Genomic DNA, 13,276 nt, shown 5'->3' with positions numbered 1-13,276 from the left:
GTGGGGCAGTATTTCTTCTCGTGCGCGTCTACCTCGGTTCCGACCATGCAGGCTTCGAGCTCAAGGCCCACCTGGTCGCGCACCTGACCAGCCAGGGTCATGAAGCGATCGACGTGGGGCCTGCCACCTACGACCCGCAGGACGACTACCCGCCGTTCTGCGTCGAGGCGGCCCGGCGAACCCTCGCCGACCCGGGCAGCCTGGGCGTCGTCGTCGGTGGTTCGGGTAACGGCGAGCAGATCGCCGCCAACAAGGTGCCCGGCATCCGGTCCGCACTCGCCTGGAGTGTCGAGACCGCCACCCTGGCCCGCCAGCACAACGACGCGCAGGTCGTCGCCGTGGGCGCGCGGATGCACACGTTGGACGAGGCCACCCGGTTCGTCGACGCGTTCGTCGCCACGCCCTTCTCGGAGGAGCCCCGCCACCAGCGGCGGATCGACCTGCTCGCCGAGTACGAGCGCACAGGCACCCCGCCGCCGCTGCCGCCCGGCCAGATCCCGGCCGCGCCGTAGAGATCACCCGTAGATGCCGGAAGGCCACACCCTCCACCGGCTCGCCCGGCTCCACCGCCGCCGCTTCGCCGGCGCACCCGTCGCCGTGTCGAGCCCGCAGGGCCGCTTCGCCGCGAGCGCGGCGGCCATCGACGGCCACGTCCTGTTGCGGGCCGAGGCCCACGGCAAGCACCTGTTCCACCACTACGGTCCCGGGCTCGTCGTGCACGTCCACCTCGGGCTGTACGGGCAGTTCAGCGACGAGCTCCTGCCCGTCGAGGCTCCGCGCGGGCTCGTCCGGATGCGGATGGCGGGGGCGACGCACTACGCCGACCTGCGCGGCCCGGCGGCCTGCGAACTGATCACGGCCGCCGAGGCCAAGGCCATCCGCGCCCGGCTCGGTGCCGACCCCCTGCGTCGCGACGCCGATTCGGACCGCGCCTGGGAGCGGATCTCCCGTTCCCGTGCCCCGCTCGCCACGCTGCTGATGGACCAGTCGGTGATCGCCGGGGTCGGCAACGTCTACCGGGCGGAGGTCCTCTTCCGCCACGGGCTCGACCCTCAGCTGCCCGGCCGCGCACTGGAGAAGCCGCAGTGGGACGCGCTGTGGGCCGACCTGGTGGCCCTGATGCGCGACGGTGTGCGCCGCGGCCGGATCGACACGGTCGCCCCCGAGCACGACCCCCGGCGAATGGGCCGCGCCCCGCGCCAGGACCGGCACGGCGGCGAGGTGTACGCCTACCGGCGCGCCGGGCACCCCTGCCTCGTCTGCGGCACGCCGATCGCGCACGTCGAGCACGGTGCACGCAACCTGTTCTGGTGCCCGACCTGCCAGCCGGCAGCGACCGCCTGACGATCACGGCCCCGCGGGGCAGCCGCGACATGGACACGTGTCGCTGATCCACCTGCTCCGGTTCCGCGATGTGTGTCCATGTCGCGGGGTCACCGGCTACGTGACGAGGAGCGCTGCCAGCTCCGACGGCGCCGTGACCATCGCGTCGTGGCCGGTGTCGATCGTGTCGAGCCGCCACTTCGGGTCGTCGGCCGCGGCGGCCGCGAACCCGGCGAAACTGTCGTGTCCCGGCTTCACCGTGCAGTGGATGAAGCGATGGGGCAGGTCGGGCACCGGGTCGTGCGGGAGCGGCTCCGACAGACCACCGATGGGGTGCGGGCGCAGCCGGGGTCGCACCCACGCGCGGTCGGCCGGGTCGGTGACCGCCCAGCTGTCCAGCGCCGTGTCCCAGTCGTGCACGATCCGCCCGAGGTCGTCGACCATGTCGAGGAAGTACTCGCGACGCCCCGCTGACATCGTGTCCAGGACCGACCGGCCCGGCTCCGGCACGAAAGCGTCGAGGTGCACGACCTCGCGGAGGCGATCGGCGCACCGCTGGGCCACGCCCCGGACCACCGCCCCACTCGCGCTGTGCCCGACGAGCACGACGTCCCTCAGGTCGTCGAGCTCCAGCACCGCGACGACGTCCTGCACGTGCGTGTTGAGGCCGATCGACGGGGTGGCGAGGTGGGCCCGGTCGCCCACCCCCGTCAGCGTCGGCGTGTGCACGTCGTGGCCCTGCTCGAGCAGGAGCGGGGTGACACGCCGCCAGCACCAGCCGCCGTGCCAGCCGCCGTGGACGAGCACGAACGTGGTCATGAGCGGAGCCGGTCGGCCGACGGCGAGGCGGCCCGCGAATGTCCGCCCGTGATCACCGGAAGCGTGGCCAGCCCGTTCACCAGCAGCGCGGGGCTGCGGGCGGGGTCGGCATCGGGCTCGGCGAGACGCAGGTCCGGCAGCCGGGCGAGCAGTGAGCCGATCGCGATACGGGCCTCCAGCCGGGCGAGCGGTGCGCCGAGGCAGTGGTGGATGCCGTGGCCGAACCCGACGTGTTGGGCTGCGTCCGCACGGCCGATGTCGAACTCCGTGGGACGTTCGAACCGGGCGGGATCGTGGTTGGCGCTGAAGAGAACCGGGATCACCACCTCACCGGCGGGGATCGTGACGCCGGCGAGTTCGACGGGTGCCGTGGTGACGGACGGGATCGCCACCTGCACCGGCGCGTCGTACCGGAGCATCTCCTCGATGGCGGCGGGCAGCCGCGCCGGCTCGGCGCGGAGCAACTGGAGCTGGGCGGGATGCGTCAGCAGCGCGTACGTGCCGAGCACGATCAGGTTGGCCGTGGTCTCGAACCCGGCGAGGAGCAGCAGATTGACCATGGACGTGAGCTCGTCCTCGGTGAGCCGGTCGCTCCCGTCCCGCACCGCGATCAGATCGGACAGGAGGTCGTCGGCGGGCTCGGCACGCCTCTCCACGATCAGCTCGCGGACGTACGCGACGAGGTGCTCAGCGGCGTCGATGTAGACGTCCGCCGGGTACACCGACCCGTTGATGGCGATCGTCGTCCACGTGCGGAAGTCGTCGCGCATATCGGCGGGTATGCCGAGCATCTCGGCGATGACGGCGATCGGCAGCGGGTAGCCGAACGCCGCCACGAGATCCACCGGCGAGCCATCGGCCCCGGCGGCCTCGACGTCGTCGAGCAGTGCATCGGTGATGGCCTGGATCCGTGGGGCGAGGGTGTCGACCCTGCGGCGGGTGAACGCCGCCGACACCAGACGCCGCAGGCGCGTGTGGTCGGGCGGGTTCCTCATGAGCATGTGCGAGTCCCGTGCTGCGCCGAGCTCGGCAGGGACCTCGTCGAGATGCGGGCCGTCGAGATGCGGCTTGACGACGTGGGGGTGGGTCAGCAGCTCACGGGCCTCGGCGTGGCCGGTGATCAGCCACACCCGCACGCCCGTGAACAGCACTGTCTGCTGTACCGGCCCCGACGCCGCCAGCTCGGCGTAGGCCGCCCTCCGTGCCGACGTACTGGTCTCCGTGAAGGGTGACGGACCCGCCCCGACGATCATCGCCCAACCGTACGGGAGCCCGGTGCCGAGCGGCGGTGCCCGGCCCGTGGGCCCGTGAGGCAGGCGTCAGAAGTCGCCGAACCCTCCGCCGCCGAAGTCGCCTCCGCCGAAGTCGCCGCCGAAGTCCCCGCCTCCGAAGTCGCCGGGGTCGCCCGCTCCCGGGTCGCCGCCGTCGAAGCCGCCGTCGGCGCCCATGTCGCCCTGCGCGGCGCCGTCGGCGAACCCGTCGGCGTAGGCCACCCCGGACATGCCCGAGAACAACGAGGTGAAGAGCAGGGCCGAGCCCAGTCCCCACGCCCCGGCCACCAGCGCCGGGCGCCACCACGGCTCGGAGTACCAGCCCCGCGGAACCGGCCGTCCGGCGACCATTCCGCCGGGGTAGTAGTGCCGGTTGCGCTCGGAAGCCTCCGGGGAAGCGCTGTAGGAGTGACCCTCGACGTCGACGTCCCGGTCCTCGGTGACGGCGCCCGCGCGCTGCTGCCCTGGCAGCGGGGGCAGATCGGGCCCCGGGTCGATCCCCATCGCGGTGCGGGCCGCGCGCACGTAATAGAGGCCCTCGTACGCCGTCTCGGTGACGTGCCGGGCCTGGGCGGTGGTCTTGGCCTGGTCGAGCTGCGAACCCGCGGCGTTGTACCGCTCGGCGGCATCGGCCAGTGCCTGCTTCGACGCCTCGTCGGTGCCGATCAGATTCAGCACCTGGCCGCCCAGCCGCTCGACCCAGCGCCGCGCCTCGGACTTCGCGTCCTCCAGCTCACGCTCGCGTGTGGCCGCACGCTGGCGGATGAGCCAGACAGCGCCGGCCACTATCAGTACCAGGACGACCACGGTAAGTATCGTGCCCGCCATTCCCCACCACTCCCTCTGGAAACAGTCAACTTGGACAACGCGGGTAGCCAAGGCATCGTTCCCCTAGGCTCCCACTTGTGGGCGATCCCAAGGCGATCGAATGCTGGATGACCGACATGGACGGCGTGCTCGTCCACGAGGGCAGGCTCATCCCCGGGGCCGACGCTTTCGTCTCGCGGTTGCGCGAGGCGGGCAAACCGTTCCTCGTGCTCACCAACAACTCCATCTATACCCCGCGCGACCTGCAGTTCCGGCTCCGGTCGAGCGGAATCGACCTGCCGGTGGAGTCGATCTGGACCTCCGCGCTGGCCACTGCCACCTTCCTCGACGACCAGCGGCCGCAGGGCAGCGCATACGTGGTGGGGGAGGCAGGGCTCACCACCGCGCTGCACGAGATCGGTTACGTGCTCACCGACAATTCACCCGACTACGTGGTGCTTGGTGAGACCCGCACGTACAGCTTCGAGGCGGTGACCACGGCGATCCGGCTGATCCGGTCGGGCGCCCGGTTCGTGGCCACCAACCCCGACGCCACAGGGCCCTCCAGCGACGGCGTGCTCCCGGCAACCGGCGCGGTGGCCGCCCTCATCAGCCGTGCCACGGGGGTCAGCCCGTACTTCATCGGCAAGCCGAACCCGTTGATGATGCGGGCTGCGCTCAACCGGCTGCAGGCCCACTCCGAAACCACCGTGATGGTCGGCGACCGGATGGACACCGACATCGTCGCGGGGCTGGAGGCGGGAATGCGCACCGTTCTGGTGCTCACCGGGATCATGCAGGCCGACGAGATCGACCGATTCCCCTACCGGCCGTACCGGGTGGTGCCCTCCATCGCCGATCTCATCGACGAGATCTGAACCACTGGAGCGGCTACACGGTGCAGGTCGAGGCCCTGCGAAGGGCCGAGCCACGGAAAATGACAGCCGTGTGATTTAGCATCGGGCTCCATGGACATCACGATCACCACCAGCTGGTGGAGCTGCCCGGGCTGCGGCGTGGAGGTGGAACTGCCGGACACCGCGGTGTCCGGCTGCCTGGTTCCCTGCCCCGACTGCGGCGATGCGATGACCGAGCAGTGGCAGTGGGACACCGCCGCCTGATCGAGCCCCGGCAGCGGCAGCTCACCGGCCCACCGGCGCCCCCTCGGCGACGTGCGGCCGTGTGACCTGCAGGAACGGCGTGAGAAGGTCCGGCACCGCCCGCTCGGCGACGAGGAGCCCGTCACTCACGCCGACGTCGAGGATCGAGTAGGCGCCGGCGCCCGCTGCGGTCGTCGCGCTGAGCGTGAGGAGGCCGGCGTTGCGCTGGAAGATCGACTGCTTCGCGGTCCAGCCGATGATCCCGCTGCGCTGCAGGGCCACGGTTGCCCGTCGCGTGGTGCCGCTGCGGGCCACGAGGTACTCGGGGGTCAGACCGTGGCCGAGGCCGCGGTAGGCGTCCAGCGCGAGCAGCACGGCTGCGGGCACGAGCACGAGCGCGGCGATCCACGCCACGTGTAGCAGCACTTCGGTGAGGAGCAGCCCCAGCACCGCCAGCACGGCCAGGGGCACGGCGGCGGTGCCGGCGGCCCAGCGCACACGGCGGCTGCGGGCCGTCACCGGATGAGCCGTGAGGCTGATCGACGTGGGAGGAGTGTCGGGTTCCCGCAGAACGCCGGCGGCCACCCGGTCCGCCACCGCGCGGGGTGCGGCGGGCAGCAGGGTCCGGTGGTCGGTCTTGTCCTTCTCGGACGGTGTCACCATCCCGGTCGCCACGGCGTCCACGCGGGCGGCACCGGCTAGGCGCGCGCCGAGCGGCTCCACGATCTCGACGCCACGCAGGCGCCGCTCCTCCAACGAGATCGAGCGGGTGGTCAGGAGACCGCGCCGGACTCGCAGGGTGCCGCCCGGCTCGCGGTCCAGCCGGTAGGACCACCACATCTCCACGAAGAGGGCGAGCGAGCCGATCACGCCGATCACCAGGGCGATCGCCGCCAGTACGACGACGGTGGTGACGAGCGGTACGCCGCGGAAGAGCGCGATCGCCCAGCCGATGACGCCGTCCTGTAGACCGAACCAGTCCGCCACGTTGAGCACGACCCCGAACGCCCCGCCGCCGAGCACCGGGGTGAGGAACGACAGCGGCGCGTACCGGATCCATGCCGGGTCGAGCCGCGCGAGCGAGCCGTCGGTCGTGACGTCGGTCGCCCGGTCGAGCAGCGTGCGGCGTAGCACCTCGGCCACCTGTCTCGTCACGGGGCGGAGCCTGACCGACCCTTCGGATCCCGACTGCTCGCCGGTGCCGACCAGCACCTGGACGAGTCCGAACACCCGCAGGAGCGGGTCGGCCGTGACGTCCACGGTGCGGACACGATCGCGGTGCAGCGAGCGGCGCCTGCTGACGAACACCCCCGTGTGCAACTCGACCCGCTCGGGCGTGACGCGGTAGCGCGTGCGGCGCCACCGGACGTGGTCGATCACGCAGGAAACGGCGACGATCAGCACGGCCGCCGACAGCACCCACAACAGGGCGGTGTCGAAGGACGTGACGCGCGTGATCCAGTAGATCGCGAGCACCGCCGCGCCCGCGCATCCGCCGGCGACGATGAGGGCGGTGACCGCAACCGTGCGGCGGTCGAGCGTCGCCCACTCCGGGCCGGTCATGTCGCATCCCCGGCCGTGGCCTGGGTGGTCTCGGTCAGCTGTTCCGCGACGTCCGCGGCGGTGTGCTGGTCGAGGCCCTCGATCTTCACCGCTCCCTTGGCCGACGCGGTCGTCACCGTCACCGTCGCGAGGCCGAAGTGCTGTTCCAGTGGGCCGCGCTGCGTGTCGACGGTCTGGATGCGGGACAGGGGCGCCACGCGCCACTCCTGCCAGAAGTAACCGGAGCGCGTGTAGACCGCGGTGTCGGTGACCTCCCAGCGGTGCAGGCGGAACCACCACCGCGGCAGGAGCAGTGCCAGCGGGAGTCCGGCCAGCACCAGCACCACCGCGGGCATCAGCAGCCAGAACCGGGCCGGCTCGATCAGCAGTCCGAGCACGACGAGCACCACGACAGGCACGGCGAACGTCAGCGCGATTCCTGCGCGCCACCAGGCCACCGCGCGAGGGTCGACCTCGTTGCGGGGCGGTCGTAGTCGTACCTCTGCCGGTTCCGAGTGTGACGTAGTCACTGTTTCTCCCCCCGTTGTCATGCGATCGCATCGTATAAGCTCAACGGGCGGCTTCGCAATGCGAGCGCATGATGAAAGGACAAGGGTCGGTGCCCAAGCTGGTTGATCACGATGAGCGACGGCGCGAGATCTCCGCCGCTGTGCTGCGGCTCGCGGCCGGCGAGGGGCTCGAATCCGTGAGCTTGCGCCACGTCGCGGCGGAGGCGGGCATCTCGATGGGGTCGGTGCAGCACTACTTCGACAGCAAGGACGAGATGCTGCTCTTCGCCTTGCAGCACCTCGCCCAGCAGCGCGAGCAGCGGATCACCGAGCGGCTCTCGGTCGCGCCCGACCCGCCGACGGTGCGGTCGCTGCTACGGACCTGCCTGGTGGAGGTCCTGCCCACCGACGAGCAACGACGCGCGGAGTGGCTGGCCGGAATCGCCTACTTCATCCGCGCCCTGAGCGAGGCGCAGGTGGCCGCCGCGATGGCCGAGGGCGTGCCGAAGCTCATCGCGTTCTTCGCCGACCAACTCGACATCGCCCGGCGCGCGGGCGACCTCGCCCCGGGCGTCGACGTCCGGCAGGAGGCGATCCTGCTGTGGTCGATCGTCGACTCCCAGGCGACGGCCGTCGTGCTCGGGCAGCGCACTCCGGACGAGGCCGTCGCCACGGTGGACTACTACCTGGACAGGTTGTTCAGTCCGTCGGGAAGTGCGACTTCGTGATCACTCCGTGCACGCCGACCGTGCGGTCCACCACTTGCGAGACCGTGAAGTTCGCAGCCGCCGAGAGATAGGCGAACGCGGTGGCGCGGTCCATACCCTGGTCGTGCTCGAGGAAGTCGAGAGCGTTGACCACGGCCCGCCGCATCGCGGCGTTCAGGTCGCTGCCCTGCCCGTTCGCGGAGCCGTCGGGGTCGGACAGGCCGATCGGCACCCACGCGTCGGGCGTCTCCGCGAAGGGATAGCGGTACGCGACCGACGGCGCGTCGCCCGAGCCGGGCTTGCACACCGTCAGCCGGAAGGTGGCCCGAAGCGACCCCTCCACGGCGGTGAGAGCCACCTCGCCGTCGCCCATCGCGAGGTGTGGGTCGCCGACGTAGAACAGTGCGCCCTCACCGTGGACGGGCAGGTAGAACGCCGAGTCCGGACCCAGCAGCCGGATGTCGATGTTGCCGCCACCCAGTGTCGGGGGGATCGAGTTGAGCTCGGGTGCGGTCTCGCCCGCTGCCGTCGTGTGCGCGACGCCCATCGTCCCCATGAACGGCTGCAGCGGGAACACGACCTCGCGCCCGTCAGAGCCGAAGGGCATCACTCCGACCGCGCCGCCGTCCTTGCCCTCCCGGACGCTGGTGAAGACCGAGACGTTGCCGTACCGCAGCGGGTCCTTCGTCGCGCGGCCGTCGGCGGCGACAGGGGGCATCACCTCGTCGAGTGTGATGCCCGCCGGGGCGCCCCCGTCGGCGGTGCGGGCGAGCGCCCCCTTGCCGTGCCGGCTGGAGACCACGCCGTACGGCACGCGAGGCACGGCGGACAGCGTCTCGACCTTCAGCACGTCGCCGGGTTGGGCGCCCTCGACGAAGATCGGGCCGGTGATCACGTGCGGCCCGTCGACGTCGAAGTTGCGCGGGGTGCGGCGGTAGTCCCGGGCGATCGCGATCGCGTCGGTCAGCACGTCGCTCTCGGCCACGTGGTGACCTCCGAAGTACGCGACGGGATCGCGGCCCTGGTCCTCCAGGATGCCCTCGTGCGAGACGGTGTCGATCGTCACCGTCTCGCCCGATGCGATGCGCAGGGACGGTGTGGCCCCGATGGCCGGGACGTATCCCCAGCGGACATCGTCGGGGGTGGAGGGCAGGTAGTGATCGCCGTGGATGGGGCCGGAGCCCGGCTGCAGAGGTTCGGTCGGTGCCGAGGCGGGCGCGGCCAGGGCGGGAGGAGTTCCGAGCAGCGTCGAACTCACCGTGACAGCGGTGACGGCGGTGGCGGCGCGCAAGAAACCGCGCCTGCCGATGCCCTCGACGATGAGTGCGCGTGCGGCAACCGGATCAAGAGGGGAGCTCATGCACGAATCTTCATGTTTCTCGTTATCGCCGGCGTTACCCACCATGTCGGACGGATGAATCCACCGGATCGGGCGCAGCTCGTCAGGCGGAGGAGCAACTTCGGCTCCGTCGTGGTTGGATACGAGGAGGTCGTTCAGTTTCGGTGTTCGTGTGATTCACGCTCGCGGGAACAGGTTGGTGGGGGAGTCGGCGTCGACACGAGATGTCGATAAACCCACCAGGGCCGGCCGGGACACGCACGGTGCGGGTCCCACCGTCAGCTAGGAGCACATCGCATGGCGCAGGGAACTGTGAAGTGGTTCAACGGCGAGAAGGGCTTCGGCTTCATCTCGGTCGACGGGGGCGGCGCTGACGTCTTCGTCCACTACTCCGAGATCGACGCCTCGGGCTTCCGCAGCCTCGACGAGGGGCAGCGCGTGGAGTTCGAGATCGGCCAGGGCACCAAGGGCCCGCAGGCCACCGGCGTTCGCGTCGTCTGATCCACCTCGCTCAGCAGGAGCCCGTCACCCTCCGGGGAGGCGGGCTCCCGGCGTTTCAGGCTGATTTGTCCCGCCACATTGTGACGAACAGGTGGGTGGCGGCGCAGGTCAGCAGGGCTGCGCCCAGGACGTGCACGGCCACCAGCGGGACCGGCAGCCCGAGGGCGTACTGCGCGTAGCCGATCGCGGCCTGCACCAGCGACGCGCCCAGCAGTAGCAGCGTGGCTCGCCGCTGTGCCGAGGACGCGCCGGTCATCCACACAGCCACGAGGGCCGCGATCTGGAGTGCGAGGAACACCAGAACGGCGTCGGCGTGCAGCTGGCTCAGAGCCGCCGGGTCGAGGTCGAAGCGACGGGCGCCCTCGTCGCCGGCATGCGGGCCGCTGCCGGTGACGAGCGTGCCGAGGACGAGCACCGCAGTCAGCGCGACCGGAAGAGCCGCGACCAGCCAGGCGATCCCCCGATGCTCGGGAGCGCCGAGGCGTGCCCCGGGGCGTCGCAGGACGTCGACCAGGACCGTGGCCCCGGCGATGATGATCATGCTGACCAGGAAGTGGACGGCCACGATCTCGGGTGCGAGTTCCTGGCGGACGCTGAGCCCGCCGACGAACCCCTGTGCGATCACCAACGCCAGCGTGCCGATCGCGAGTGCCGCGGCCGATCGTGGGCGCGGACGGTGGCGCAGCACCGTGATCAGCACGAGCAGGGTGATCAAGCCGACAGCGATCCCCACCACCCTGTTGGCGAACTCGACGACCCCGTGGAGTCCCATCTCGGGAGTGGCCACGAAGGAGTCGTCGGTGCACCGGGGCCATGTCGGGCAGCCGAGACCGGAGCCGGTGAGCCGCACGAGCGTCCCGGTCAGGACGATCACGACGTTGGCCACGAGCCCGGCGATCGCCACTCTCACAGCGGTACGGCGCCCTGCCGGGGTGACCACATCTGTGGAGTCGCTCCGATGATCGTTCACGGCCGAATCACAGCCCCACGTCCGCGGCGGTGAGGGGTCGGCCGGGAAGGGGAGTGCCCGTGTGGGCGCGAAGGCCGTCGAGCACCAGCGCGGTGCAGCGTTCCTGCGCCAGTTCTGCTGTCTCCTCGTCCAGCAGGGGCACAGGTCGGACCAGCAGTGTGAACAGCATCGACACGTCGCCGGTGTCGACGTCCGTGCGCAGGGTGCCCTCGGCCTGTGCGGCGTGCACCACGTTGTCGAGCACCTCGATCATCGCCCGGCGGAGCTCGCTGCTCTCCTCGTCGTCCTTGACGATGGTCTTGGCAGGCTGCGCCGCCGTGGTGAGGCGGACGATCAGCCGGAGCTCGCGCGACTGGCGCAGGACGCGCACCAGCGCCTGCCAGGCCGTGGGCTCCTCCGCGAGTGCGGCGCGTGCCTCGGCGACCGAGATGGTGAGGCTCTCCCTGACCACGGCACGGATCAGGGCTTCGCGATCGGGAAAACGGCGGTAGAGGGTGCCGACCCCGACGCCGGCGGCGCGCGCGATCTCCTCCATCGGCACGTCCGGCCCCTGTACGGCGAACCACTGCTTGGCGGCAGCCACGATCTGGTCGCGGTTGCGGCGTGCGTCGGCTCGCAGACCGGTGACTTCCGCCGTCATGTGATCACCTCTCGCAGGTCGCCGGGATTGTTGCACAACGTCCGAATTTGATCGGCTCCTGCTCCCGTTAGGTGGACGAAGGCCTTCCGCTTGCGTACCGTGAAGACGTAAGTGGAGGAAAGACCTCCAGATGGTAGCCAGTCCGATATGGGGTACCGCCGTGACACAGGCCGTGGAGCAGAACGTTCCGAGCTTTCCGATGCAGCGCCAGTGCCCGTTCACGCCACCACCGGAGTACCGGAAGCTGCGCGAGGAGTCGCCGATCGCACGCGTCCTGCTGCCGACAGGCCGCCACGCGTGGTTGGTGACCAAGCACGAGGACGTGCGCTCGATCCTGATCGACACACGGTTCAGCTCGGACCGGAACCATCCCGACTTCCCCCGCTTGATCGAGCTGATGCCCAACAGGCGGGTGTTCTCGCCGTCGATCATCTCGATGGACCCGCCCGAGCACGGTCCTGCCCGTCGCGCCGTGGTGGGCGACTTCACCGTGAAGCGCACGCGGGGGCTGCAGCCGCGGATCCAGGAGATCGTCGACGACGCCATCGACGCGATGCTCGCCGGACCTCAGCCTGCCGACCTCGTGCAGGCGCTCTCGCTGCCCGTGCCCTCGCTGGTGATCTGCGAGCTGCTCGGTGTGCCCTACGCGGACCACGAGTTCTTCCAGACCCGTTCCAAGCTCCTGATCGCCCGTAGCACCAGCGGAGAGGTGCGGCAGCAGGCGGTGGAGGAGCTGCAGCGCTATCTCAGCGACCTGGTGACGTCGAAGCAGCAGGAACCCACCGACGACCTGATCGGCCGGCAGGTGCTCAAGCAGCGCGAGAACGGCACGGAGGATCACGAGTCGCTGGTGTCGCTCGCGTTCCTCTTGCTGATCGCAGGGCACGAGACCACCGCCAACATGATCTCGCTCGGCACCATCGCCCTGCTTCAGAACCCGGGCCAGCTCGCGATCATCGCGAACGACCCGAGCAAGACCCCGGAGGCCGTCGAGGAGCTGCTGCGCTACTTCAGCATCGCCGACACCGCGACGGCCCGGGTGGCCACCGAGGACGTCGAGGTGGACGGGGTGCAGATCAAGGCGGGGGAGGGCGTTTTCGCGCTCACCTACGCCGCCAACCGCGACCCGGAGGTGTTCCGGGACCCGGATGCGCTGGACCTCGAGCGCGGGGCACGGCACCACGTGGCGTTCGGGTTCGGTCCGCACCAGTGCCTCGGGCAGAACCTCGCTCGGGCCGAGCTGCAGATCGTCTTCGACACCCTCTTCCGGCGCGTTCCCGGCTTGAAGCTGGCCGCCCCGGTCGAGGACCTGTCCTACAAGGACGACGCCATCGTCTACGGCGTCCAGGCACTGCCGGTGACCTGGTAGCCGCTCACTCCGTCGACGAGGGCGCGCGGGTCTCGTCGTGGACCCAGCGCAGGTAAGCAGGGTGACCTGCGGTGATGGGGAGCGCGATCACGCAGGGAACGTCGTCGGCGTGGTCGCGGTCGGCCCGGGCGACGATCTCGGGGACGAGCGCGGCGCGCGTGTGCAGGCCCACGCGCGCCTGCGCCTCGTCGTGGACCGTGCCCTCCCAGCGGTAGATCGCTCGCATGGGCGTGATGGTGTGTCCACATGCGACGAGACGGTCCTCGACGAGCGAGCGCGTGAACCCGGCGAGCCAGTCGGCGCTCTCGGCGGTGATCACGACCTCGACACAGCCGAGGTCGTCGTCGGTTGGCTCGGTCATCGGGCGCCCTTCTCGTCG

16 protein-coding genes are annotated in these 13,276 nt (G+C 70.6%); 7 read left to right on the top strand and 9 right to left on the bottom strand.

Going from position 1 to position 13,276, the window contains the following annotated elements; all coding sequences use genetic code 11:
* Positions 1-20: 20 nt before the first annotated feature.
* Together ACQPZQ_RS37400 and ACQPZQ_RS37395 are read left to right on the top strand one after the other, a co-directional pair.
* On the top strand, positions 21-512 hold the full coding sequence (locus ACQPZQ_RS37400; protein WP_241041500.1) for a ribose-5-phosphate isomerase: 492 nt from the start codon (positions 21-23) through the stop codon (positions 510-512).
* 13 nt (positions 513-525) lie between these two features.
* Entirely contained in the window at positions 526-1,344 is an 819-nt protein-coding gene (locus tag ACQPZQ_RS37395; protein WP_433288920.1) for an Fpg/Nei family DNA glycosylase, read from the top strand.
* 96 nt (positions 1,345-1,440) lie between these two features.
* On the opposite strand, the gene ACQPZQ_RS37390 is transcribed toward ACQPZQ_RS37395, so the two are convergent.
* The 3 genes from ACQPZQ_RS37390 to ACQPZQ_RS37380 all read right to left on the bottom strand — a co-directional run bounded on the left by ACQPZQ_RS37390 (position 1,441) and on the right by ACQPZQ_RS37380 (position 4,241).
* Positions 1,441-2,142 carry an alpha/beta fold hydrolase gene (locus ACQPZQ_RS37390; protein ID WP_433288918.1) on the bottom strand — a complete coding sequence of 234 codons (702 nt, stop codon included), beginning with the start codon at positions 2,140-2,142 and terminating at the stop codon, positions 1,441-1,443.
* Positions 2,139-3,395 carry a cytochrome P450 family protein gene (locus ACQPZQ_RS37385; RefSeq protein WP_433288916.1) on the bottom strand — a complete coding sequence of 419 codons (1,257 nt, stop codon included), beginning with the start codon at positions 3,393-3,395 and terminating at the stop codon, positions 2,139-2,141. Before ACQPZQ_RS37385 ends, ACQPZQ_RS37390 begins: the two co-directional genes overlap by 4 nt.
* Before the next feature lie 66 nt (positions 3,396-3,461).
* Positions 3,462-4,241, bottom strand: coding sequence for a hypothetical protein (locus ACQPZQ_RS37380; protein ID WP_433288914.1), 780 nt, complete (start codon positions 4,239-4,241; stop codon positions 3,462-3,464).
* 107 nt (positions 4,242-4,348) lie between these two features.
* Here ACQPZQ_RS37380 and ACQPZQ_RS37375 point away from each other — a divergent pair, with 107 nt between their 5' ends.
* Both ACQPZQ_RS37375 and ACQPZQ_RS37370 read left to right on the top strand, forming a co-directional pair.
* Positions 4,349-5,098, top strand: coding sequence for an HAD-IIA family hydrolase (locus ACQPZQ_RS37375; RefSeq protein WP_433299547.1), 750 nt, complete (start codon positions 4,349-4,351; stop codon positions 5,096-5,098).
* 90 nt (positions 5,099-5,188) lie between these two features.
* Complete coding sequence (locus ACQPZQ_RS37370) at positions 5,189-5,341, top strand: hypothetical protein (protein ID WP_433288912.1); 153 nt, start codon at positions 5,189-5,191, stop codon at positions 5,339-5,341.
* 21 nt (positions 5,342-5,362) lie between these two features.
* Here the strand turns inward: ACQPZQ_RS37370 and ACQPZQ_RS37365 are convergent, their stop codons facing one another.
* Together ACQPZQ_RS37365 and ACQPZQ_RS37360 are read right to left on the bottom strand one after the other, a co-directional pair.
* Complete coding sequence (locus tag ACQPZQ_RS37365) at positions 5,363-6,883, bottom strand: PH domain-containing protein (RefSeq protein ID WP_433288910.1); 1,521 nt, start codon at positions 6,881-6,883, stop codon at positions 5,363-5,365.
* Entirely contained in the window at positions 6,880-7,392 is a 513-nt protein-coding gene (locus ACQPZQ_RS37360; protein WP_433288908.1) for a PH domain-containing protein, read from the bottom strand. The genes ACQPZQ_RS37365 and ACQPZQ_RS37360 overlap by 4 nt, the downstream gene beginning before the upstream one ends.
* 89 nt (positions 7,393-7,481) lie before the next feature.
* Between ACQPZQ_RS37360 and ACQPZQ_RS37355 the strand changes: the two genes are divergently transcribed.
* The gene (locus ACQPZQ_RS37355) at positions 7,482-8,099 is read left to right on the top strand and encodes a TetR/AcrR family transcriptional regulator (RefSeq protein ID WP_433288906.1); all 618 of its coding nucleotides are present in this window, start codon (positions 7,482-7,484) and stop codon (positions 8,097-8,099) included.
* On the opposite strand, the gene ACQPZQ_RS37350 is transcribed toward ACQPZQ_RS37355, so the two are convergent.
* Positions 8,071-9,438: an acetamidase/formamidase family protein gene (locus tag ACQPZQ_RS37350; protein ID WP_433288903.1), complete on the bottom strand. Its 1,368-nt coding sequence runs from the start codon at positions 9,436-9,438 to the stop codon at positions 8,071-8,073. The two genes, ACQPZQ_RS37355 and ACQPZQ_RS37350, sit on opposite strands and share 29 nt — an antisense overlap.
* Before the next feature lie 276 nt (positions 9,439-9,714).
* On the opposite strand from ACQPZQ_RS37350, the gene ACQPZQ_RS37345 reads away from it, so the two are divergent.
* Positions 9,715-9,918, top strand: a complete 204-nt coding sequence (locus tag ACQPZQ_RS37345) for a cold-shock protein (protein ID WP_169395190.1) — start codon at positions 9,715-9,717, stop codon at positions 9,916-9,918.
* A 55-nt stretch (positions 9,919-9,973) separates the two neighbouring features.
* On the opposite strand, the gene ACQPZQ_RS37340 is transcribed toward ACQPZQ_RS37345, so the two are convergent.
* A complete protein-coding gene (locus ACQPZQ_RS37340) occupies positions 9,974-10,888 on the bottom strand; it encodes a COX15/CtaA family protein (protein WP_433288901.1) in 915 nt (304 codons plus the stop codon).
* Positions 10,889-10,895: 7 nt separating this feature from the next.
* Positions 10,896-11,528, bottom strand: coding sequence for a TetR/AcrR family transcriptional regulator (locus ACQPZQ_RS37335; protein WP_433288899.1), 633 nt, complete (start codon positions 11,526-11,528; stop codon positions 10,896-10,898).
* A gap of 199 nt (positions 11,529-11,727) precedes the next feature.
* On the opposite strand from ACQPZQ_RS37335, the gene ACQPZQ_RS37330 reads away from it, so the two are divergent.
* On the top strand, positions 11,728-12,897 hold the full coding sequence (locus tag ACQPZQ_RS37330; protein WP_433299545.1) for a cytochrome P450: 1,170 nt from the start codon (positions 11,728-11,730) through the stop codon (positions 12,895-12,897).
* 4 nt (positions 12,898-12,901) lie between these two features.
* On the opposite strand, the gene cutA is transcribed toward ACQPZQ_RS37330, so the two are convergent.
* A complete protein-coding gene (gene cutA / locus ACQPZQ_RS37325) occupies positions 12,902-13,258 on the bottom strand; it encodes a divalent-cation tolerance protein CutA (RefSeq protein WP_433288897.1) in 357 nt (118 codons plus the stop codon).
* Between the last annotated feature and the right edge of the window lie 18 nt (positions 13,259-13,276).

Source organism: Pseudonocardia sp. CA-142604 (genome assembly GCF_050948475.1).
GTDB lineage: Bacteria > Actinomycetota > Actinomycetes > Mycobacteriales > Pseudonocardiaceae > Pseudonocardia > Pseudonocardia alaniniphila.
The sequence above is the reverse complement of the archived record's forward strand: the minus strand, read 5'-3'. Positions and strand labels throughout refer to the sequence as shown.

Coding starts and splice junctions, on each gene's coding strand:
- ACQPZQ_RS37395 (WP_433288920.1), top strand. CDS start 526: ATGCCGGAAGGCCACACCCTCCACCGGCTCGCCCGGCTCCACCGCCGC.
- ACQPZQ_RS37390 (WP_433288918.1), bottom strand. CDS start 2,142: ATGACCACGTTCGTGCTCGTCCACGGCGGCTGGCACGGCGGCTGGTGC.
- ACQPZQ_RS37385 (WP_433288916.1), bottom strand. CDS start 3,395: ATGATCGTCGGGGCGGGTCCGTCACCCTTCACGGAGACCAGTACGTCG.
- ACQPZQ_RS37380 (WP_433288914.1), bottom strand. CDS start 4,241: ATGGCGGGCACGATACTTACCGTGGTCGTCCTGGTACTGATAGTGGCC.
- ACQPZQ_RS37375 (WP_433299547.1), top strand. CDS start 4,349: ATGACCGACATGGACGGCGTGCTCGTCCACGAGGGCAGGCTCATCCCC.
- ACQPZQ_RS37370 (WP_433288912.1), top strand. CDS start 5,189: ATGGACATCACGATCACCACCAGCTGGTGGAGCTGCCCGGGCTGCGGC.
- ACQPZQ_RS37365 (WP_433288910.1), bottom strand. CDS start 6,883: ATGACCGGCCCGGAGTGGGCGACGCTCGACCGCCGCACGGTTGCGGTC.
- ACQPZQ_RS37350 (WP_433288903.1), bottom strand. CDS start 9,438: ATGAGCTCCCCTCTTGATCCGGTTGCCGCACGCGCACTCATCGTCGAG.
- ACQPZQ_RS37345 (WP_169395190.1), top strand. CDS start 9,715: ATGGCGCAGGGAACTGTGAAGTGGTTCAACGGCGAGAAGGGCTTCGGC.
- ACQPZQ_RS37335 (WP_433288899.1), bottom strand. CDS start 11,528: ATGACGGCGGAAGTCACCGGTCTGCGAGCCGACGCACGCCGCAACCGC.
- ACQPZQ_RS37330 (WP_433299545.1), top strand. CDS start 11,728: ATGCAGCGCCAGTGCCCGTTCACGCCACCACCGGAGTACCGGAAGCTG.
- cutA (WP_433288897.1), bottom strand. CDS start 13,258: ATGACCGAGCCAACCGACGACGACCTCGGCTGTGTCGAGGTCGTGATC.